Genomic DNA, 19,605 nt, shown 5'->3' with positions numbered 1-19,605 from the left:
CGGAAGTTAGATGGCCGCAATTTGAGCTTCTGAACAAATGATGACAAAAAAAAGTCCGTCCGGGTTTGCCGGCGGACTTTTGGGTTTATCACCATTTGATCGATGCGAGTTTTGTCAGCAGAATTTCTTTATTCTCTTCCGCAATATCCCAGGCAGCGATTTCGTCTTTCAGCAGCCGCAATTTTCCGTAGCCTTTGACAAAACCGTTCAGCCTCGCAGCAAATGTGGAATCGACGAGATGCTCCGGTTTTGGCAGGAGGTCCTGCAGCTGTTCCAGAGTATGCGGATAGCGCTTCAAATAATATTTCTGATGCCTGGCATCTGCCAATGTGAAATCCTCAAACGCTGCGATGTCCGTCTCAATGGCCTCTCCCAGGCCTTTCTCCATCTCTTTCTTCACCTTATTAATGGCCGCCCGCTGCTCCTGCCCCCGGTAACGAATGAGGGATATATACTGGCGCCCTTTATAGTTGCCGCGATTCGGATAATGGTTTTGCCAAAACGTCCGCAGCAATTCTTCGTAAAGGATGACGGCCGGATCAAAATCAATCTCGACTGCCTCCGTATGGTCGCCCATATGACGGTATGTCGGTTTAGGGGACGTGCCTCCTGCAAATCCGACTCTCGTCCTTAAAACGCCGGGAATACTTCCGAACATCGATTCCGGCCCCCAGAAACAGCCCATGCCGAAAGTGGCCGTTTCCACTGTTTCCGCTTTCGGATTGAAATTATTGATCACTTCTTCGACAGTTTGATAACCCTGAAACATCTTCACCACTCCTTATCTGTTTTATTCCCCATCTGGCGCGGTTTATGCCATTTTTTTCAGAGAGTCCGTGAAAGAGTGAATAGAGGACAGCCCAAACAGTTCTTCCTATAATGAAGATAAAGATCTTTCATCGGAAAATTCACTGCCAATCAAAAGAAAGCGGGTGGCGATTTTGAAACAGAAGGGACAGTTGATCAAGGACTATTTCCGCAAGATGGACAGAAGTTTTTTCATGGATCGTTATAAACACATGGCTGCTTTTGACGAAGCGGTGCCGATCGGACATGAGCAGACCATTTCCCAGCCTTCGCTTGTGCTTGAGATGACGTTGGCACTGGATGTCGAAAAGGATTCGAAAATATTGGAAATCGGAACAGGTTCCGGATTTCAAACAGCGTTATTGGCCGAATTCGGCGGACAGGTTTATACAGTCGAGCGCATTGAAGCGCTGCATAAGCGTGCGAAGGAAAGATTGGATGAAATGGGATTCGGGAATATTTCCTTCAAGCTTGCGGACGGCAGTGCAGGATGGGCTGAGCATGCCCCGTATGACCGGATCATGGTCACCGCAGCCGCTTCTGAAATCCCGGAGGAACTCATCGCTCAGATGGCTGCCGGCGGAAAAATGATTCTCCCGGTTGGAGCTTCCTGGAGCCAGGAACTGCGGCTGATCGAAAAAGATGCGGAAGGCAATCTCCATTCCACCATTTTGAACCAGGTGCGCTTTGTGCCGTTGAAGGGGAAATATGAATAGGAAAAGCGACAACGGCCGTTTAACTCCTGCGACAAGGAAACCAAAAAAAGCTGCCTCCGTACCTAATCAAAGGAACCGGAGCGCAGCTTTTAAAAACTTGTGGATGGACTCTATTATTTACGGTGGTTCTCTTTGCTTGTCTGAACAACGAGGAACAGCCCGGTCAAGAGAAACGCAGTTCCGCCTGCAAGCCAGGTTATATCATAGGGCAGCAGATCATCGACTTGGCGGATTTGGTGCATCTTTAAAAGTTTATGGATCACAATGCCATCAAATAGAAGATAGATCCCGGCGCCCATCATAGCTGCCCCTGTCCATCTTCTGGGCCACAGCGCTTTCCGCTTTTGGAGGCTGATGAGGAGTGCCAGACCGGCTATCGCACAAGTCCAGGCAAGCATATTCAGAATTCCATCTGAAAAGATGCCCGTTTCTTTATCGGAAAGATCGTAGAAATGATGCCATTCCAATAATTGATGAAAGGCGGTTACGGTTGCAAAAGACATAAACCCAAGTCCAAACAGCAGGCCTGACCAAAAATTACGTGCAGCAAACACTGCACGATTTTTCAAGTTTCCATGAGCAATCGTCTTATCTGAACTTGGCCCCATTCCATCCTCCTCCAAAAATCGCAATGTGCATGATTATAGGATAAAATACCCTGTAAATGTAATGGTCAAACAAATAAACACAAAAATGCCCTATTATTACCATTCAGAGAGAAAGAGATGCACCTTTGCAATAGGAACAGAAGTAAAAACCCTTTTCACTTTCCAGTTTGATAATGTATTCTTCCGAGTCGGTGAATTCCCGTTCTTTAACAGGTGTATCCAGGAATCCGCATTTATCGCCGGCATATCTCTGAGAATGTATCTTTTTGTTTTTATGATCCACAAAATACGTAATGTCCAGCATCCCCTTCTTCTCCCAAAATAGAAAAAGCCGAAAAGCCCCCATCACATGGGTTCTTTTCGGCTCTGTATCCAGCACTATCGTCTGCAACATTTGACCAATGATTTGTAGTTGAATTCAAAAAAACTCATTGCTTTCAAAATCGGATGTTAATGGGAATACCAGTTGTTTCCCACTCAGCTTCATTCTACTAAAGCCGGATGTTCCCGTAAAGCGGTAAACGCTCTAAAGAATATGAAAACCTTCGACTTGAATCCTTTTGATGATCTGCTCTTCGGAAATTTGATTTTCATCAAAATTGATTTTGACTTCCCCATTTTCCACATCCACCAGCGCCCGTTCAATTTCTGGAACTTCCGCCAACAGGTCTTCCAGTGACTGGACCGGTTTTTCTTCCGTTGCGCCTTTTACAAAAATGGTCATCGTTTCCATCAAATCATCCTTTCGGTATTGGGTGATATTACAGCCGTTTTTCCTCAAGCCTCTTCAAATCATTGCGGTGGCCCATCACGACGAGAACATCCCCCTCATTGACGACATCATCCGCATGCGGGGCGATATTGACATCTTCCCCTCTTTTCAGCGCCAAAATAATACAATTGAATTTGACGCGGATCTCCAGCTGAATCAACGATTTGCCTGCAATTTTTTCAGTCGCCGCCATTTCGACGATACTGTAGTCTTTTGAAAGATCGATATAATCGACGATGTTTTCTGAATCGATATGGTGCGCCACCCGGATGCCCATTTCATATTCCGGCTGGATGACACGGTCGGCTCCGACTTTCTCCAGTATTTTCTTATGTTGCAGATCCCGCGCCTTCACCCACACGCTCGACAGTCCGATCTCCTTCAGCATCAGTGTGCACAGCACACTCGCCTGCAGGTCATCTCCAATAGCGACAATGGCCTGATCAAAATTTCTGACACCAAGATTATTCAGCTGCGTTTTATCTGTAGCGTCTGCAACCGATGCTTGCGAAGAATATCCAATAAGGGGCTCAACATTTTCTGCATCCTTATCAATTGCCATCACTTCATGGCCGAGTTTGTATAATTCCCTGCATACACTGCTGCCAAACCTGCCGAGCCCAATCACCACTATCTGTTTTTTCTTCATGGCCATCCCCCATTCCCCATTAAACTAATACTAAAACTCCATTTTCAGTTTGCCATCCTCCAGAATGAGTCTGGCATTGAACTTTTTGCCGTTTTTCGAGACAAAGCCTTTCATCACCGGCGTTTTTCCCCGTGTACATAGATACTCGACCGTTTTGGCAGTCAGCCTCTTCTTCAGGAAAATACCCGGGAAAGATTGCTTGCAGCCATTGGCATGTTCCGTGCAGCTGAAAGACCCCCTGACGGCCACGATGCTTCCTTTTTTGCACCGCGGACACAAAGCGATGGCATTTTTACTGTTATCCATTTCGAAACGCTCGGGCAGTCCGTTTGTCTGCAATTGTGCCGGAACTTCCGCCAACAGTTTTTCGATGAATTTCCCGATGGTCGACAGGAATACTTCCGGCGACCCTTCCCCCCGTCCGATTTTCTTCAGGTAACTCTCCCATTTGGCGGTCATGGACGGGCTGGACAATAAATTCCCTTCAATCGCCTGGCAGAGAATCCGTCCTTTTTCCGTGACTGATACGATATTTTTATTGATCTGGATATATTCGTGCCGCTTGATCGTCTCAATGATGCCGCTCCGCGTCGCTTCAGTGCCAAGCCCTTCCACTTCTTTCAGGATTTCGCTGTCCTCCGCATCCTCCGCAAACTTCCCGCATGTTTTCATCATGGCGATCAATTGCCCTTCCGTATAGGGCTTTGGAGGAGTGGTCATGCCTTCTTTGATTGCTACTTTTGCTGCAACCTGTTCCTGTTCGCGCAGTTCCGGAAGCGCCGGTTCCGCTTTGGTGTCTTTAGCAGCCGGAAATAATTCCTTCCAGCCTTTATCGATTTCCGTTTTGCCGGTCGTGAAAAAGTGGAGCCCTTTGACGTCGGTCGTCACTTTTGTTTCAGCATAGCGATAATCCCGGTGGAACATCGCAAGCGTGGTGCGCAGCACTTCTTCATATAAATTGCGTTCGTCAGTCGCCAATCCTTCCACTTTTCGGGCCGTCGGAATGCTTTTCGTCGGGATGATGGCATAATGCTCCTGCACTTTTGCATTATCGACAAAGCGCTTCCTCGGCGTCCTTGAAGCAATCGGAAATTCCGTGCCGATCAATTTCTGATAGGATGCCACCTGCCCCGCCAAATAGCTGAATTCCGCCTGGGTGATATGCTGGGCATCCGTCCGCGGATAGCTGACCAATTTCTTTTCGTAAAGTTTCTGCATGACCGACAGCACTTTCGCCGGACTGTATTTCCATTTCCGGTTGGCTGTGGCCTGAAGGGTCGACAGCGAATGGAGCTGTGGTGCCGGTTGGCGTTTTTCCGCCGTCTTGACCTGCAGCACCGTGCCGCTTTCTTTCGGATCGATGGCATGTTTTTGGAGCAGCTCTTCCGCTGCTTGCCGTTCTTTCGCCTTGATCTTCGCTTTCCCTTTATATTTTCCACGTTCCGCCTGGAAGTCCCCTTCGACTTCATAGAAAGGTTCCGGCACAAAAGCTTCAATCTCTTTTTCACGCTGGTAGATCAGGTAGACGGTCGGCGTCTGCACACGGCCGATGGCGAACACTTCGCGGATGCCTTTTTCCTGCAGCAGCAGCGAATACAAGCGTGAACCGTTCATGCCGACCAGCCAGTCGCTGATCTGCCGTGCCCGTGCTTCCTGATACAGCAGCAAATCCTTTTTATTGTCCTGCAGCTGCTGGAAACCTTTGCGCACTTCGTCGGCTTCCAGCGAATTGATCCATAAGCGCTTGATCGTCTTGCCTTTTGCGCCGGTATGATAATAAATGCTGTAGAAAATATTCGAACCTTCCCGGTCGACGTCGCAGGCGTTGATGACGGTATCGGTTTGCTGAATCAGTTTTTTAATGATATTGAATTGCGGTCCTTTGCCCCTTGCTACCTGGAATTGGTAATTTACAGGCAGAATCGGAAGAGCTGTGAGCGACCATTTATTCCATTTCGGATCATAGGCTTTCGGCTCCTTCAATTCCACCAGATGGCCGATTCCCCAGGTGATGTACGCGCCTTCAGGGAATATGGCGTCTGGCATGATTTCTAAAAATCCGTCCCTTTTCGCCGTCTTGAATGCGTCGGCATAAGCTTTCGCCTGGCTGGGCTTTTCAGCCACTATCACTGGTTTCATCGATTTCTCCCTTTCCCTTGCTGACTTTCCTTTATCCCGTATTAGCGGTCAGTATGACTTCCACTCCTTCAAGCGGAAGATCGACTGACCCTAAAAACCCGATTGGATCAATTAACATTCGCCGGGGATACAGAACAATCCCCAGTAAATGAAGTTTCTCTTTATTGTACCCTGCCGGTCAGGATTTCAACTATAGTAATGTACTGGTCCGATGTGTAAAACTTTTTTCTAAGAGGTATACTGAATAAAAAGAGGAGGCAACCCTATGACTGCAAAATCCGCATTGATCGCAGGCGCCACCGGCCTTACAGGAAGCGAACTGGTGAAGGTGCTGCTGGAAGACCCTGCCTATGATAAAGTGAAAGTTTTGACACGGCGGCCGTTAGATTTGGAGCATCCGAAATTGGAGCAGGTTAAAGCCGACTTTTTCCGCCTGGACCAATACGGCGAGCATTTCAAAGTCGATGATGTCTTTTGTTGCCTCGGCACCACCATCAGAAAAGCCGGCTCACAAAAAGCGTTCCGCCGCGTCGATTATGATTACCCTGTGAAAATCGCCGAGCTTGCAAAAGCAAATGGCGCAACAAAATTCCTGGTGATTTCAGCGATGGGCGCTGATGCCAAGTCGAACGTCTTCTATAGCCGGGTCAAAGGACAAATGGAAGAAGCCCTGAAGAGAATGGATTTTTCCTCCCTTCACATTTTCCGCCCCTCCCTGCTGCTCGGCAAACGGGATGAATTCCGCCTCGGCGAAAAAGCAGCGAGTCTGTTGGCTCCCGCTTTCAGCCCCATACTCCGCGGCGGCATGAAAAAATACAAGCCGATCGAAGCAGAGCATGTCGCGATGGCTATGTGCGCAGCGGCCCAAAGCGATGATAAAGGTGTTCTGGTCCATTCTTCGGACAAAATCGGTGAACTGGCTGAAAAATAAAACTTATTTACAAAAAGCGGCGCCAATCGGCAACGCTTTTCCTTTTGTATTCGCTCTTTCCGCTGATTTCGAATTCCCATTTTCCAAATAAAGGATTTACTGTCCACTAAACTTCGAATACTGTCCACTGGAGTCGAAATACTGTCCGTATTGAAAATACGCAAAAACCGTCAGCGGCAAAACAGCTGACGGTTCCCCTTTTAGTTCGCGGCAGAAATATCCGCTTCCAGTTCAACTTCTACGTTGCCTTTGATGGCACGCGTGATCATGCAGGAGCTTTCCGCTTTCTCCGCCAGTTTTTGTGCCATCGCAAAGTCCTTTTCAGTAGCATCTTTTTTCAGCACCAGCTTCGGTCGGTGGATGATTTTTTTATAAGTGATGTTACCATTCGTCACATCGACAAGCCCTTCCGATTCCATCGTCAGCGCTTCCTTGTCGATTTTACTCCGCTCAAGCATTGCCGCGAATGTGATGATATAACAAGTTGCTGCAGCAGCCAGCAGCATTTCATCCGGATTCGTTCCAATGCCGGGACCATCCATTTCAGGCGGAATCGAAACCTCCGTCTTCAAATTCCCCGTTTCGATTGTGCCGACGTCGTTGCGCAACCCCGGCCAATCGGCTTTTACATGAAAACTGTGAACAGCCATTTTATCTCCTCCATTATATGCATTCTCTATCTGATTCTGTCATTTATTGCGCAGCTTCGCAATAAAGAGAAACTTCATTCAGTGAGGGAGTTCCTCATCCCTCACTGAATGTTAGTTGATCCATTCGGGTTTTTACGGTCAGTTGAACTCACACTTGGAAAAGTGGGAGTCATACTGACCGTTAATACGGGATTAAACCGGTGTGGACATCGCTGCGCAAACTGTATAAGATTTGGGGTAGATGCGCAAAAAATTAGAAAATGAGGGAATGCCAAATGGAATTTTCAAAACGACTCCAGCTATTGCCGGAGCAGTTCTTCTCTTCGCTTGCCGCTCAAACAGCGAAAGCCATGGCGGAAGGGCGCGATGTCATCAATTTGGGGCAGGGCAATCCTGATCAGCCGACGCCTCCCCATATCGTCGAAGCGATGCAAAAAGCCGTCGCTGATCCGAAAAACCATAAATATTCGCCGTTTCGCGGGGTAATGGAAATGCGGCAGGCAGCTGCAGATTTCTATAAACGCGAGTATGGTGTCGAGATTGATCCAAATCTTGAAGTCGCCTTGCTTGCCGGCACAAAAATCGGATTCGTGGAAATGCCGCTCGCATTTCTCGATCCCGGTGAATCGCTGCTGCTGCCGGATCCTGGATATCCGGATTATATGTCCGGCGCACCGCTCGCCGGTATCGATATGGACCTCATGGCATTAAAGCCTGAAAACAATTACCTTCCCGATTACAGCGAATTGGAACAGAGGGTGCTGGACCGGGCTTCGATGATGTATTTGAATTACCCGAACAACCCGACAGGCGCCGTCGCCACCAAAGAATTTTTCGATGACACCGTCCAGTTTGCAAAAGCGAACAATATTGCCGTCGTCCATGATTTTGCGTATGGTGCCATCGGTTATGAAGGCGTAAAACCGCCGAGCTTCCTGCAATCCGAAGGTGCCAAAGAGATTGGAATCGAAATGTACACCTTATCGAAGTCGTATAATATGGCCGGATGGAGAGTCGGCTTTGCTGTCGGTAATTCAAAGATGATTGAAGCGCTAAATCTTATCCAGGATCATTTATTCGCCGGCCTGCCGACTGCTGTGCAGTTTGCTGCGGCCGAAGCACTGTCCGGCGACCAGACTTGCGTCACCGAACTCGTTGATACCTATGAAAAACGGCGGCAGGTACTGATCGATGAATGCGCAAGAATCGGCTGGAAAATCAAAGCGCCAAAAGGCTCTTTCTTTGCATGGCTGCCAGTACCCGAAGGATTTACAAGCATGGAATTCGTCAACTACCTTTTGAAGCATGCCGATATTTCTGTTGCTGCAGGCAGCGGATTTGGCAAAAGCGGCGAAGGATTTGTCCGCGTCGGCCTGTTGGTTGATGAAGAACGTATTGCGGAAGCTATTGGACGGATTGAAAAATTAAATTTATTCTAGGTATGCCTTTACGTCTGAATTGGAAAACCCCTTACCTCCTTAGTAAAAAGGATGGCAGGGGTTTTTGGTTTGTTTATGGGTACTTCCGATAAGGTATCATATGTTAACTATAAAACTATATTTAATTATCCAAAGTCTTCCAACCTCTGTTTGACTTTAGCCTAATACAAAACTATGCCCCCAAGGTTAAAGAAAATTCAACTTTTGGGAGGCACTTTCCATGTATGACGATTAATTATCGTGTTAAATAGCTCTATTACTTAGTTTTAGTGTCATCGCATTGATAGCCACGATAACCGTGGACACGGACATCAGAACTGCTCCTGCTGCAGGAGCCAACGTAATCCCAATGGAGGCTAGAACACCCGCCGCTATGGGAATGGCAATAAAGTTATACCCGGCTCCCCATATGAGGTTCTGCTTCATTTTACTGGTTGTTTTATTAGCCAATTCGATAAAGGATTCTATATCTCCCGGATCTGACTGAGTCAAAATCACATCAGCAGAATCGATCGCGACTTGAGTTCCCGCACCGACTGCAATACCCACGTCTGCTATTGCAAGGGATGGTGCATCGTTTACGCCGTCGCCGACCATGATGACCGTTTGTCCATTATTTTTCAATGATTCCACTAAATCATATTTATCTTGCGGCGATTGATTGGCTCTGTATTCAATGCCCAGTTCCTCTGCTACTCCTTGGGCAGCCGTTTCATTGTCGCCTGTAGCCATGATCGGTTTTATATTGTAATGCTTCAATGCCTGTATCAGCGTTCTGCTCGTTTCTTTCAATTCATCGCCTAATGCGACCGTACCGATCGGATTCCCGTCCTCAACCAGTATACTTAATGTTGCCCCTTTGGGAACATCCACCGCTACATCTCTTCCAAATGCCTTTTGGCTGATCAATTCGTATTTGCGGCCATTGGCGTTTCCTTCTATACCCGCACCCGACACAACATCAATCGAATCAAAGTGGACAGGCTGAATCCCTTGTTTCTCAGCGTATTGGACTATTGACTGGGCGATTGGGTGGCTGGATCCACCTTCAATCCCTGCCATTAACGCCGCGATTTCGGCTTCGGTATGTTGACCATCCAGTGTTTCCATGTTCAAAACTTTAAATTCGCCAGTAGTCAACGTACCCGTTTTATCCAGTATCATTACATCAGCCTTAGTTGCCAGCTCCAATGCTTCGCGGTCTTTTACCAACAGCCCGCGGCTTGCACCTAAACTGGTGCTTCGTGCAATAACCAGCGGAATGGCAAGGCCGAGAGCGTGTGGACATGCAATGACTAATGTCGTAACCGTAAAAAGAACAGCAGTTTGAATGTCAGCAATGTACAGCCAAACGACAAAAGCGATGAAAGCCGCCGCAATGGCGATATAAAACAGCCAGCCGGCTACTTTTTGAGCCAGGTTTTCAGCTCTTGAAGGTTGATCCTGCGCCTGGCTTATCAGGGTTTGAACTTGAGAAATGAACGATTGGTCGCCGGTTTCCTGTACTTCAAGATATAAGATGCCTGCACCGTTCGTGGAACCGCCGATTACTTTGTCTCCGGCTCCTTTTTCAATGGGTTTAGATTCCCCCGTCAGCAAAGCTTCATTGATCCGGGAGGTGCCTCTTTTGATGATGCCATCGGCAGGGACGTTTTCTCCGGCCTGAACCCGTACAAGATCTCCGACTTTCAGCTCATTTACGGGACGCGTCTCGATCGACTCGTCTTCCAGTACCACATGCGCATCTTTCGGCACTAATTCAGCGAGTGATTGTTGCGCATCCCCGGCTTCTCCGACCGCTTTCATTTCAATCCAGTGGCCAAGCAGCATGATCAAGAGCAAGGACGCAAATTCAAAGAAGAAATCCATGATGTGTTCACCGGTCACGTAACGAGCCAGCACTGCGTAAATACTATACAGATAGGAAACGGATATTCCTAAAGAAATAAGGGCCATCATGCCCGGCGCTTTTTGCCTGAATTCTTCTATCGCCCCCTGAAAGAAAGGTTTCCCCCCATAAACCAATAAGATGGTTGCTAATCCTGCGACCACAATATCCGAGTATGGAAAAGTGAATTGAAAGGGAAGCCGAATGTCCATCATCGGCGACAATAACAGAATGATGATGCCAACCGGCAGCGACTTCAAGAAAATCTCTTTAAAATTACCGTGGTGATGATGGCCGTGATCATGCCCGCTGTGATCGGAATGGTCATGATGTTCATGGTTCTGGGAGGGATTGCTGTGGTCATGAATGCCCTCTTCCACTTGCGCTTCATGATACGCATGCCCAACATGTTCGGAATGATCCATCTTACTGTGATCGACCTGTTCGTTATGATGGTGGTGATGGTCTTTGTCATTTTTAGCCATTCAGTACGCCTCCTTCAAAATAGTGCTTCTTCTTCTATTTAACCTTATTTAAATTCTTAACAGCCTCAAAGTTCTCCCCCTACATACGACCCAGGGGTATATTTCTTTTAAAAGTAAAGAGTGCTGTGAAAGCACTCTTATACGACGTTATATCCTTGTTCTTCAATCGCTTCCTGGATTTCGTTTAACGATGTCTTGCCAGAATCATAGTCTACTGCCACTTCACCTTTTTTAAGATCAACTGCCACAGACGAAACCCCTCCGAGTTCACCGACACCCGTTTTAACCGAGTTTACACAGTGGCCACAAGACATACCTTGTACTTTTAATGTTTCAATCATTATTATTCCTCCTAAAGTGGTATTTCCTTAAACTTAACATACCCCATAAGGGTATATCAAGTTTCCAATTTCATTTTTACCTTGTCTTCTTGATGCCCAAGGAATTTACTGGGACCAAAAAGAAAAACCCACCCTATTGATTTGATATTCGATTACTTTTCTATAGACGGCCAACAATGGACCATCACCCGATAAGCTTTCTGTTTTTTTTCGGAAGGTGTTTGCTGTTTCGCCAATAAATTTGTGCAGTTTCTATGGAGTTTCGGTATTTCCGTTTAGTCTGGAAAGTAGAGGGAAACTCAGTAAATGAAGCAAGAATAAAAAAATGGAGGTTTTAACATGGCTCATGAACAACATCAGGAATTGATTCAGGCATTGCACGATTGTGCGGCGGAATGTAACCATTGTTTTGATGCTTGTCTGCAGGAAGAAGATGTGAAGATGATGGCCCAATGTATTCGATTAGACCGTGAATGTGCAGACATTTGCGCATTTCTGGAACATGCAATTACCCGCAATTCGCCGTTCGTTTCCGAACTGGCAGCCGTTTGCGCAACCATTTGTGAAGCATGCGCAGATGAATGCGAGAAGCACGCCGACCATCACGACCATTGCAAACGCTGTGCGGAAGCTTGCCGCAGATGTGCAGAAGCTTGCCGTAACGTTGCGTAATTTACCCGAAAAGGCTCATTGGAGATATTTTCCGATGAGCCTTTTATCTTTATCTAGTATTATTCCATTTCATTGATCCATTTGTAGCCGATTCCCCAAACGGTGAGGAAATGTTCATCGACTGGAAAACCGGACTGGCGGATTTTTTCCCGGACATTTCGCACATGGGAATCGATGGTCCGCCCTTCCGTCTCCGAGTTGAATCCCCAGATCAACTGGATCAGCTGCTCTCTCGTAAACACCTTATCGGCATTCTTCATCAGGTGGCCCACCATCAGAAATTCTTTTGGCGTCAATTTGATGATCTGTTTGCCGTACGTGAGTTCAAACCGGTCTTCGTCCCACACCAAACCATCCACTTCAATGGTGTTTTTCGGAGTTCTTCTGCGAAGCAAAGCCCCCATCCGGGCCAGCAACTCATCTTCATTAAACGGCTTTGTGATGTAATCGTCCGCCCCAAGATTCAATCCCTTAACAATATCCTCCTGTTGTTCCCGCGCCGTCAGCATAATGATTGGCACATCCGAAAATTTCCGGATTTCGCGGCACAGTTCCCAACCATCCATTTCCGGCATCATGATATCCAGTAAGACGAGATCGAAAGGTTCCGATTCCAAATAGTCGAGGGCTTCACGGGCTCCCAGTGCTTTTTTACAGAGGTACTGATGCGGCTTCAAATACAAAGCCACTAAATCCAGCATTCGTTTTTCATCATCAACCAACAGGACTTTCTGCAAGCGAATCCCCCTTTTCCAATTCGATCCGGACGGTAGTCCCATGTCCGTACTCACTTTGAAGCGTCATGAGGCCACCGTGTGATTCGACGATCTCTTTCGCAATCGCCAAGCCGAGACCGCTTCCTCCGTACTGTCTGGATCGGGATTTATCGACCCGATACAATCGTTCAAAGACAAAAGGAAGATCTTTTTCCGGTATGCCTTCTCCTTCATCACGGATACTTATGGTGATGGTATCTTTATCTTGGACTCCCTGTAACACTACTTGTGTTCCTTCAGGAGAATGCTTGCGGGCGTTGTCCAAGACATTCAGCAATACCTGCTGAAAACGTTCGGGATCAATGAAGGCGACAATCTCATGTTCACAATGGACAGCCAATGAAATCTGTTTCTCGTCAAAAGCTGGCCGAACCAAGGCAACGACGGATGCAAAAAGCATCTCCAGTGAAAATCCCTCTTTTTGAATGGCGAACTGGTTATGATCCATCTGAGCCAGCTCAAACAGCTGCCGGATCAATTCCGTCAAATGGGCCGTCTCTTCCCGGATGATGCCAATGTATTCCTTTTTCTCTTCCTCGGATGCATCCGGCCGGCTCGCGATATCGGCATATCCTTTGATATAGGTCAACGGCGTCCGCAACTCGTGCGAAATACTCGCCAAAAATTCATTCCGCTCATTTTTTAAATGTTCCAAGTCACTGGATAGGGCAGTGATGGCGTTCGCCAGCTCTCCCAACTCATCGTTTCGGCCAATATTCAGGCTGACCTCGTGGTGCCCTTCGCTTAACTGTTCCATCGCTTCTTTCATCCGAATCAACGGCAACGTAATCAATCGGGATAGCAGAAAAATTGTGATGACGGTCAACCCGACAGCAATCAGGCCAACAATCAGGAATTGGTTTCGCAAATGACTGACCATCCCTTTGATATGATTGGTTTCCGCAAACATGAACACGTGGCCTCTATGTTCTCCTTCAATGGTGATTGGGCTGTCCGTCGCAATAAACTCTTTTTTGTCCCATCGCTCTTCCACGACCTTCCCTCCCTGTAGAACCTCATCAAAATCGGTGTGTTCCAACACTTCCCTCATTTCAGGTTCAATCAGATCGGAATGGGTCAATTCGTTGCCATCTGCATCCGTGATGATGACGATGAAATCGGAGGCCGATTCCATCAACGCCACATGGTTCAATGTCGCCGGTTCAAAACTGTCTTCCAATACTTCGCTGTGGGTGTTCCCTCTTGCAAGCAGGTTGGTCATGACTTCATCCACCCGTTCATTGACAAAAGTAACGTACAGGGTTAGAAACAAAACCGATTCAATGATGATAATAAACACAAAAAACAGCAAACCTATTTTCAATGCAAGCCTGTTTAACATGGCATCCCTCTTTAAGTCGATTGGTTAGCAGCAATCAAGACAAAGACTGATGCCGAATGCCGTTGGATTTGGTTCGTCTTTCAAACGGCTAGCTGGTTTCTACTTGGTTTTTCCCTCTTTCAGCAGCGTTTCCCAGGTCTGTAATCCGTCTTCCGACAAGTAGCCATTGCCTTCAAATGTGTAGATTGCCAGTTCCATTTCATCCATCGGGTTATGTGCAATAAAAGCGATGGCATCTTGTGGAAGATCCGGTGTATCCACCGGCTCGAGTTCTTCATTTTCCATAGTATACTTCACCAGAGCCGCCGCTGTCCCGTAGCTTCCGAAATACAACTGGTCTTCGGTGAAATGCACCGCTGTGCCTGTTTCACTTCCGTTTGTAATGGCTTTAAAAGTTTCTCCGGCATCCCGCGAGAAATAAATCCCTGCCCCCGTAGCTGCAGCGACAAAGTTCGAATCCGTCGGGTGAAGGGCGAGTGCAGCTACTTCCCCTTCCAGTCCTTCAGCTTTCACAGGTTCCCATGATTCGCCTTCATCACCGCTTTTATATACGCCGGCTTCCAGTAGGGAATTCTTGGCCGGATTGATCAGGAAAATGTCGTTACTGCTGTATCCCACCGCCATGGCATGAAAATCCGTTTCTCCCTGAAACGCAATCTCCTCAATGGATTCACCGCTGTCGATACTGCGCTGGATTCCCAGCGGATTGGGCAACTCCGAATCTGCACTTGGGTGACCCGACGTAATAAATCCTTCATCTGTTGCATTAAAGCCCATATAATCATGAAAATTATCCGTCGTTTCGAACCAGCCCTCTTCCCGGTAAATTTTCAGCCCGATATGCGAGGCAAAATACAGTCCGTTCTCATTTCCTGCATAACCCATCCCATGAACATGATCCATTTTGCCTTCAAACGGCACTTCGAATGATTCTGCTGTATCGGTGCTGCAGCCTGCCACTAAAAGCAAAGCCGACAGCATACTTGTCAATATTCTCTTTTTTGTCATTTGATTATTCCTCCAAATTGTTTTTTCTAAAAATCATTGTACTCCTCCAGTTTAGCGAAAAAATCTCGATTTTTTGTGCAGTTTCTTCTATATAAATGAGAACTTATCCGGCGGTTCACGGACTTGCCACAATCGGGCGGCTATTTCCACCAAATAGAAAATGTCATGATTCCTGCACACAATATGCAAAGTTAAGGGGTAAAGTAACTACAGACAAATGCAGAAAGAAGGAGATTGAAATGCCGAAAAACAGATGGATGATGGGGATGCTGTCGCTTGTGGCAGCCATCACATTAAGCGCCTGCAATACAGATAGCGGGACGAGTGAAGAACCGATGGACATGGACAACGCAACCGAAGAAAATATGAGTGGGATTCCGAACACATGAACATGGACCATTCCGGTTCAGGTGAAGTGCCGGATGATTTGCAAGAAGCCCAAAATCCAACATTTGAAGTCGGAAGCCAGGCCATTATTGAAACGGATCACATGGAAGGCATGAAAGGTGCTGAAGCAACAATTGTCGGAGCTTACGATACAACCGCTTATGCCTTGACCTACACGCCTGAGACTGGCGGCGAACCGGTGGAAAACCACAAATGGGTGATTCATGAAGAACTGGAAAACCCGGGAGATGAACCACTGGAAGCAGGCGATGAAGCGACCATTTCCGCCGACCATATGGAAGGAATGGACGGTGCAACGGCTACGATTGATTCTGCCGAACAGACGACCGTCTATATGGTTGATTTCGTCCCTACTACTGGAGGAGAGGAAGTCACCAATCATAAGTGGGTGACTGAAGATGAATTATCAGCGGAGTAATTTTTGAAATGACAGTACCATAGTTCTTCCATGTATTGATAAAATCGATGAATAGGCAGTTCAAAGAAAGGCCGCTAATTCCCCTATAAATTAGCGGTTTTTTTCGTACTTTGAGCATAAGCCGGCTTAAAAGAGCAGCGGGGGAGTTTTTTGAACCCTTTCTCCCATAGTATTTTGTGCATTTTCTATGGAGTTTATTCAATACTTCAAATGGTATACAGATAAGGAAGGCATTCATTCCAACTAGACAAAAATCGTTGATAACGTTAATTAAAATGATATAAGGAGAGGATTCTGTGAACAACTATGTGAAATTCGGAGTCATGATTGCAACTTCTACATTCCTGATGTATTGGCTGATGTTTTTAAATGTTTTTCAATTCGAACATATCACACTCAGTGAAACAAGAATCTACATGGCTTTGATCATGGGTTCTGTGATGGCCATTGTCATGATGTTATTCATGTGGCCGATGTATAAAAACAAAAAGGCAAATTCTTTTATTTTAGCCGGCAGTGCTGTGGTATTCGCGCTTTCGCTATGGCTTGTGCGCAGCCAGGTATTAATAGAAGACACCGGATGGATGAAAGCGATGATTCCCCACCATTCCATCGCCATCCTGACCAGCGAACGGGCAGACATTTCAGATCCGCGAGCGAGAGAGCTGGCTGATGCGATCATCAAGACGCAGCGTGAAGAAATTGCCGAGATGAAAAGATTGATAGAAAAATTGGAGAACGAGGAATAACCGACTCAAAAGAGGAAGGCCAAGCGGCGAATAGATTTCGCTTTTGGGCTTCCTTTTTTTCTGGCGATAGATGTTGACCTCATCAATCTTCTTCCGATAAATTCATGATATGTAAACCAAATTTAACCGAAATTATAGCAATCCATTAAAGAGTATAAAATGTAAGAATCAAAAGATCTGAAAGTTTATAAATCCTCTTAGAGCATCTTTGTTCTTACTTTGGATTCTCCATTATTCTCCTTTATCGTAAAATCAACTTGTTAATAAAAAACAAGCAAAATAGAAAATTATTGAAAAATGACAGAAAACATATTCTATTTTAAAAATAACAAATAGTAATTTACTGAAAATATCAAATTATCAATGGCGAAAAAATCCAAGTAGAATAGCCTTTTAGCTAAAAATTTGATTATTTTCAGAAAATAAAGATACCTGCTTATTATGACTTTTTTTAAATTGGGTCTTAAGTCTTGTTTTAATATACCTAAATTAATTCTATGATACTTGTTGAGTAAAATAATAAGACATTTGCATTCATTATAATGCTTGAAAGGATATTCAAGACGTTCATCTTTAAGCGAAAGCCTTCTTTGTCTGAGGTAGACCTGGAAAATTTGAAAAAGTTCGTTGGAAAAACAATTGAAGTTATGCTTGCAACCAAAGAAGAAACGATCCATGTCATGGAAAGTGATAATTTGGTGCTGATGTTTTCTTGGAGCAGTCAGTATATCGAAGGCTCCATCTATCAATTGTCGAGCTTTCAACTGTCAAAAAATGGATTGAACAGTGTCATCAACCTGCCCTTATATACCGAGTTGCATTACTTTAATAAAAAGATAGATTCCGTCGAATACATAGACGACAACAAAATTAAAAAGATGTCCCGTTCACAACTCCTCCTGTTTTATAGTATGTGTGAGTTGATCAGAACATTTGAAATAGAAGTCAACTCTGCTAACGAATATATCTGTAAGTGGGAATAAAGATTTTTCACTATACTTAAAAAATGAATTTCCGTTCTACCAGCAGTTATTAGTAAAAAAAATTTACTTTAAAATTATTTCAGAATAGTTAATTTATTATAAGAAAAGGACGTGTACTTATTGGAAAAGAACGACAGGCAAATTCAGGAATGGATTAATACAATCGATGAATTTCTGATTGCCGTTGATGATGACGGAAAGATTATCGGAGTGAATCAAGCATGGATGGACTTTTGCAGCGAACATGATGTAAGGGGTTCCTTATGGAAACCGGGATCCGACTATTTCGAGCAATTGGAGCAACATGGGAAAATAAGCGAACTTCACTCGATCCAAAAAGTCATGACGAACGAGATAATCGAACACAAACAAATGTACCCGTTTCTGCTGGGGAATGGCGAAACGCAATGGCTGCAGGTAAGAGTACGGGGAATTCAATATGCTTTCGGGGAGAATCGAGTAGGAGGGAGCGATTAACTCCCGACCTCTCACACCACCGTACATACCGTTCGGTATACGGCGGTTCAATTAAGATATATGACGCAAAGTTTCATAACGTGCTATCAGACTTTTGAGCCCTTGGGAACTCCAGTAGGAGTTTCCGAGGGCTCTATGCAATACAGGACTCTTTGAAATTCGCCAGTAACTCTTTCGCGAGTTGCCCCATTCATAAGCCTTCCCTTTCGGGATGCTCATTCCGATGAGTTTTCTCACTTTCGTGCTCGGCTTCTTCCAATCTTTCCACATGCACATGCGGAGCCTTCTTCGAATCCACGATTCTAGGTCTTTGAATACGCTTGGCGTATCCGCCAACGCAAAATAACCGCACCACCCCGTCAGGTACTGGTTCAGCTTTTCAATTCGCTTTTCCATCGAATACGGTTTGCTTCGTGAGGTGATGTCCCGAACTTTGTCTTTCATCCGGTTTATGCTCGCTTTCGCAATCCGCACCTTCGGTTCTTTATGGGAAGTAAAGCTGAAGCCAAGGAATTTCCGCTTCCATGGTCGGTCTACAGCTGATTTGCTGGTATTCACTTTCAACTTCAGCTTTCCTTCTATAAATGAAGTCACCGACTTCATGACCCGGTTGCCTGCTTTCGGTGTTTTCACGTAGATGTTGCAGTCATCGGCGTAGCGGACAAACGAGTGACCACGCTTTTCGAGCTCCTTGTCCAGTTCATCCAGGACAATGTTCGAGAGCAGCGGGCTGAGAGGACCTCCTTGCGGAGTGCCTTCCTCACTGTTCATCACGACTCCGTTTATCATGATGCCGGTCTTCAGATATTTGTGGATGAGCTGAAGCAGACGCTTATCCTCGATTCGCTTCGCCAGTTGCCCCATGAGCTTGTCATGATTCACCCGGTCGAAGAATTTCTTCAAGTCGATATCGATCACCCAGCGATTGGCTTCTGTGATAAACCTTTTCGCTTTCTTTACTGCGTCATGAGCGCTCCGTTTTGGTCGGAACCCATAGCTATGATCAGAAAACGTTGGGTCATAAATAGAAGACAAAACCTGGGCAATCGCCTGTTGAATGAACCGATCAATCACGGTTGGGATGCCAAGCAGGCGCACGCCGCCATCAGGTTTCGGGATTTCGACCCTGCGGACCGGCTGCGGCTGATAGGTTCCCGACAGAAGTTCCATTTTCATGGTGTCCCAGTGTTCGATGACATGCGCTCGCAGGTTTTGTACGGGCATTTCGTCGACACCGTGGCTTCCTTTATTCCGAACCACTCGGTTCAGGGCACGTATTAAATTTTCCCGTGAGAGAATCTGTTCCATTAACATTCATTATGCCTCTTTCCGTGAACAACGGTTCTT

Annotated in this window: 20 protein-coding genes and 1 pseudogene; 8 read left to right on the top strand and 13 right to left on the bottom strand. The window is 46.1% G+C overall.

The annotated features are described in order from the left end of the window. Window positions 1-88 precede the first annotated feature (88 nt). Window positions 89-769: a peptide-methionine (S)-S-oxide reductase MsrA gene (msrA, locus tag IQ294_RS00110; RefSeq protein ID WP_203331986.1), complete on the bottom strand. Its 681-nt coding sequence runs from the start codon at window positions 767-769 to the stop codon at window positions 89-91. Between the two features lie 172 nt (window positions 770-941). Between msrA and IQ294_RS00105 the strand changes: the two genes are divergently transcribed. Further along, on the top strand, window positions 942-1,523 hold the full coding sequence (locus IQ294_RS00105) for a protein-L-isoaspartate(D-aspartate) O-methyltransferase (RefSeq protein ID WP_203331985.1): 582 nt from the start codon (window positions 942-944) through the stop codon (window positions 1,521-1,523). A 113-nt stretch (window positions 1,524-1,636) separates the two neighbouring features. Here the strand turns inward: IQ294_RS00105 and IQ294_RS00100 are convergent, their stop codons facing one another. The 5 genes from IQ294_RS00100 to IQ294_RS00080 all read right to left on the bottom strand — a co-directional run bounded on the left by IQ294_RS00100 (window position 1,637) and on the right by IQ294_RS00080 (window position 5,691). Then, window positions 1,637-2,131, bottom strand: coding sequence for a DUF2243 domain-containing protein (locus tag IQ294_RS00100; protein ID WP_203331984.1), 495 nt, complete (start codon window positions 2,129-2,131; stop codon window positions 1,637-1,639). A 103-nt stretch (window positions 2,132-2,234) separates the two neighbouring features. After that, complete coding sequence (locus IQ294_RS00095; protein WP_203331983.1) at window positions 2,235-2,435, bottom strand: hypothetical protein; 201 nt, start codon at window positions 2,433-2,435, stop codon at window positions 2,235-2,237. A gap of 222 nt (window positions 2,436-2,657) precedes the next feature. Beyond that, window positions 2,658-2,864 carry a heavy-metal-associated domain-containing protein gene (locus IQ294_RS00090; protein WP_203331982.1) on the bottom strand — a complete coding sequence of 69 codons (207 nt, stop codon included), beginning with the start codon at window positions 2,862-2,864 and terminating at the stop codon, window positions 2,658-2,660. Between the two features lie 28 nt (window positions 2,865-2,892). Beyond that, window positions 2,893-3,558 (bottom strand): potassium channel family protein, encoded by a 666-nt coding sequence (locus IQ294_RS00085; protein ID WP_203331981.1) that lies wholly within the window; start codon window positions 3,556-3,558, stop codon window positions 2,893-2,895. A gap of 24 nt (window positions 3,559-3,582) precedes the next feature. Continuing rightward, entirely contained in the window at window positions 3,583-5,691 is a 2,109-nt protein-coding gene (locus IQ294_RS00080; RefSeq protein WP_203331980.1) for a type IA DNA topoisomerase, read from the bottom strand. 265 nt (window positions 5,692-5,956) lie between these two features. Here IQ294_RS00080 and IQ294_RS00075 point away from each other — a divergent pair, with 265 nt between their 5' ends. Further along, on the top strand, window positions 5,957-6,622 hold the full coding sequence (locus tag IQ294_RS00075) for an oxidoreductase (RefSeq protein ID WP_203331979.1): 666 nt from the start codon (window positions 5,957-5,959) through the stop codon (window positions 6,620-6,622). 200 nt (window positions 6,623-6,822) lie between these two features. Here IQ294_RS00075 and IQ294_RS00070 read toward each other — a convergent pair whose 3' ends face one another. Then, window positions 6,823-7,272 (bottom strand): OsmC family protein, encoded by a 450-nt coding sequence (locus IQ294_RS00070; RefSeq protein WP_203331978.1) that lies wholly within the window; start codon window positions 7,270-7,272, stop codon window positions 6,823-6,825. Window positions 7,273-7,547: 275 nt separating this feature from the next. On the opposite strand from IQ294_RS00070, the gene IQ294_RS00065 reads away from it, so the two are divergent. Further along, window positions 7,548-8,711 carry a pyridoxal phosphate-dependent aminotransferase gene (locus IQ294_RS00065; protein ID WP_203331977.1) on the top strand — a complete coding sequence of 388 codons (1,164 nt, stop codon included), beginning with the start codon at window positions 7,548-7,550 and terminating at the stop codon, window positions 8,709-8,711. 243 nt (window positions 8,712-8,954) lie between these two features. Here the strand turns inward: IQ294_RS00065 and IQ294_RS00060 are convergent, their stop codons facing one another. Together IQ294_RS00060 and copZ are read right to left on the bottom strand one after the other, a co-directional pair. After that, on the bottom strand, window positions 8,955-11,084 hold the full coding sequence (locus IQ294_RS00060) for a copper-translocating P-type ATPase (RefSeq protein ID WP_203331976.1): 2,130 nt from the start codon (window positions 11,082-11,084) through the stop codon (window positions 8,955-8,957). A 137-nt stretch (window positions 11,085-11,221) separates the two neighbouring features. Then, window positions 11,222-11,425, bottom strand: coding sequence for a copper chaperone CopZ (gene copZ, locus IQ294_RS00055; protein ID WP_154748275.1), 204 nt, complete (start codon window positions 11,423-11,425; stop codon window positions 11,222-11,224). A gap of 339 nt (window positions 11,426-11,764) precedes the next feature. On the opposite strand from copZ, the gene IQ294_RS00050 reads away from it, so the two are divergent. Further along, window positions 11,765-12,097, top strand: coding sequence for a four-helix bundle copper-binding protein (locus IQ294_RS00050; RefSeq protein WP_203331975.1), 333 nt, complete (start codon window positions 11,765-11,767; stop codon window positions 12,095-12,097). 59 nt (window positions 12,098-12,156) lie between these two features. Here IQ294_RS00050 and IQ294_RS00045 read toward each other — a convergent pair whose 3' ends face one another. From IQ294_RS00045 to IQ294_RS00035, 3 genes are all read right to left on the bottom strand, one after another. Beyond that, window positions 12,157-12,834, bottom strand: coding sequence for a response regulator transcription factor (locus IQ294_RS00045; RefSeq protein ID WP_203331974.1), 678 nt, complete (start codon window positions 12,832-12,834; stop codon window positions 12,157-12,159). After that, window positions 12,812-14,215, bottom strand: coding sequence for a sensor histidine kinase (locus IQ294_RS00040; RefSeq protein WP_203331973.1), 1,404 nt, complete (start codon window positions 14,213-14,215; stop codon window positions 12,812-12,814). Before IQ294_RS00040 ends, IQ294_RS00045 begins: the two co-directional genes overlap by 23 nt. A 99-nt stretch (window positions 14,216-14,314) precedes the next feature. Then, complete coding sequence (locus IQ294_RS00035) at window positions 14,315-15,223, bottom strand: F510_1955 family glycosylhydrolase (protein WP_203331972.1); 909 nt, start codon at window positions 15,221-15,223, stop codon at window positions 14,315-14,317. 239 nt (window positions 15,224-15,462) lie between these two features. Between IQ294_RS00035 and IQ294_RS00025 the strand changes: the two are divergent. From IQ294_RS00025 to IQ294_RS00010, 4 genes and pseudogenes are all read left to right on the top strand, one after another. Continuing rightward, a pseudogene (locus IQ294_RS00025) lies at window positions 15,463-16,049 on the top strand (YdhK family protein). Between the two features lie 296 nt (window positions 16,050-16,345). Beyond that, window positions 16,346-16,798, top strand: a complete 453-nt coding sequence (locus IQ294_RS00020; protein WP_203331969.1) for a DUF305 domain-containing protein — start codon at window positions 16,346-16,348, stop codon at window positions 16,796-16,798. A 614-nt stretch (window positions 16,799-17,412) separates the two neighbouring features. Further along, window positions 17,413-17,781 (top strand): hypothetical protein, encoded by a 369-nt coding sequence (locus IQ294_RS00015; protein ID WP_203331968.1) that lies wholly within the window; start codon window positions 17,413-17,415, stop codon window positions 17,779-17,781. Window positions 17,782-17,901: 120 nt separating this feature from the next. Then, complete coding sequence (locus IQ294_RS00010) at window positions 17,902-18,258, top strand: nitrogen regulation protein NR(II) (protein WP_203331967.1); 357 nt, start codon at window positions 17,902-17,904, stop codon at window positions 18,256-18,258. 51 nt (window positions 18,259-18,309) lie between these two features. Here IQ294_RS00010 and ltrA read toward each other — a convergent pair whose 3' ends face one another. Beyond that, a complete protein-coding gene (gene ltrA / locus IQ294_RS00005) occupies window positions 18,310-19,572 on the bottom strand; it encodes a group II intron reverse transcriptase/maturase (protein ID WP_203331966.1) in 1,263 nt (420 codons plus the stop codon). Window positions 19,573-19,605: the final 33 nt, after the last annotated feature.

Origin of the sequence: Planococcus beigongshangi (assembly GCF_016820495.1) — a bacterium.
GTDB classification, from domain to species: domain Bacteria; phylum Bacillota; class Bacilli; order Bacillales_A; family Planococcaceae; genus Planococcus; species Planococcus beigongshangi.
This window is presented reverse-complemented; position numbering and strand designations above follow the sequence as displayed.

Excerpts from the sequence above, each read along its gene's own strand:
- msrA (WP_203331986.1), bottom strand. The coding sequence starts at position 769 with ATGTTTCAGGGTTATCAAACTGTCGAAGAAGTGATCAATAATTTCAAT.
- IQ294_RS00100 (WP_203331984.1), bottom strand. The coding sequence starts at position 2,131 with ATGGGGCCAAGTTCAGATAAGACGATTGCTCATGGAAACTTGAAAAAT.
- IQ294_RS00095 (WP_203331983.1), bottom strand. The coding sequence starts at position 2,435 with ATGCTGGACATTACGTATTTTGTGGATCATAAAAACAAAAAGATACAT.
- IQ294_RS00090 (WP_203331982.1), bottom strand. The coding sequence starts at position 2,864 with ATGGAAACGATGACCATTTTTGTAAAAGGCGCAACGGAAGAAAAACCG.
- IQ294_RS00085 (WP_203331981.1), bottom strand. The coding sequence starts at position 3,558 with ATGGCCATGAAGAAAAAACAGATAGTGGTGATTGGGCTCGGCAGGTTT.
- IQ294_RS00080 (WP_203331980.1), bottom strand. The coding sequence starts at position 5,691 with ATGAAACCAGTGATAGTGGCTGAAAAGCCCAGCCAGGCGAAAGCTTAT.
- IQ294_RS00075 (WP_203331979.1), top strand. The coding sequence starts at position 5,957 with ATGACTGCAAAATCCGCATTGATCGCAGGCGCCACCGGCCTTACAGGA.
- IQ294_RS00070 (WP_203331978.1), bottom strand. The coding sequence starts at position 7,272 with ATGGCTGTTCACAGTTTTCATGTAAAAGCCGATTGGCCGGGGTTGCGC.
- IQ294_RS00065 (WP_203331977.1), top strand. The coding sequence starts at position 7,548 with ATGGAATTTTCAAAACGACTCCAGCTATTGCCGGAGCAGTTCTTCTCT.
- IQ294_RS00060 (WP_203331976.1), bottom strand. The coding sequence starts at position 11,084 with ATGGCTAAAAATGACAAAGACCATCACCACCATCATAACGAACAGGTC.
- copZ (WP_154748275.1), bottom strand. The coding sequence starts at position 11,425 with ATGATTGAAACATTAAAAGTACAAGGTATGTCTTGTGGCCACTGTGTA.
- IQ294_RS00050 (WP_203331975.1), top strand. The coding sequence starts at position 11,765 with ATGGCTCATGAACAACATCAGGAATTGATTCAGGCATTGCACGATTGT.
- IQ294_RS00040 (WP_203331973.1), bottom strand. The coding sequence starts at position 14,215 with ATGTTAAACAGGCTTGCATTGAAAATAGGTTTGCTGTTTTTTGTGTTT.
- IQ294_RS00035 (WP_203331972.1), bottom strand. The coding sequence starts at position 15,223 with ATGACAAAAAAGAGAATATTGACAAGTATGCTGTCGGCTTTGCTTTTA.
- ltrA (WP_203331966.1), bottom strand. The coding sequence starts at position 19,572 with ATGTTAATGGAACAGATTCTCTCACGGGAAAATTTAATACGTGCCCTG.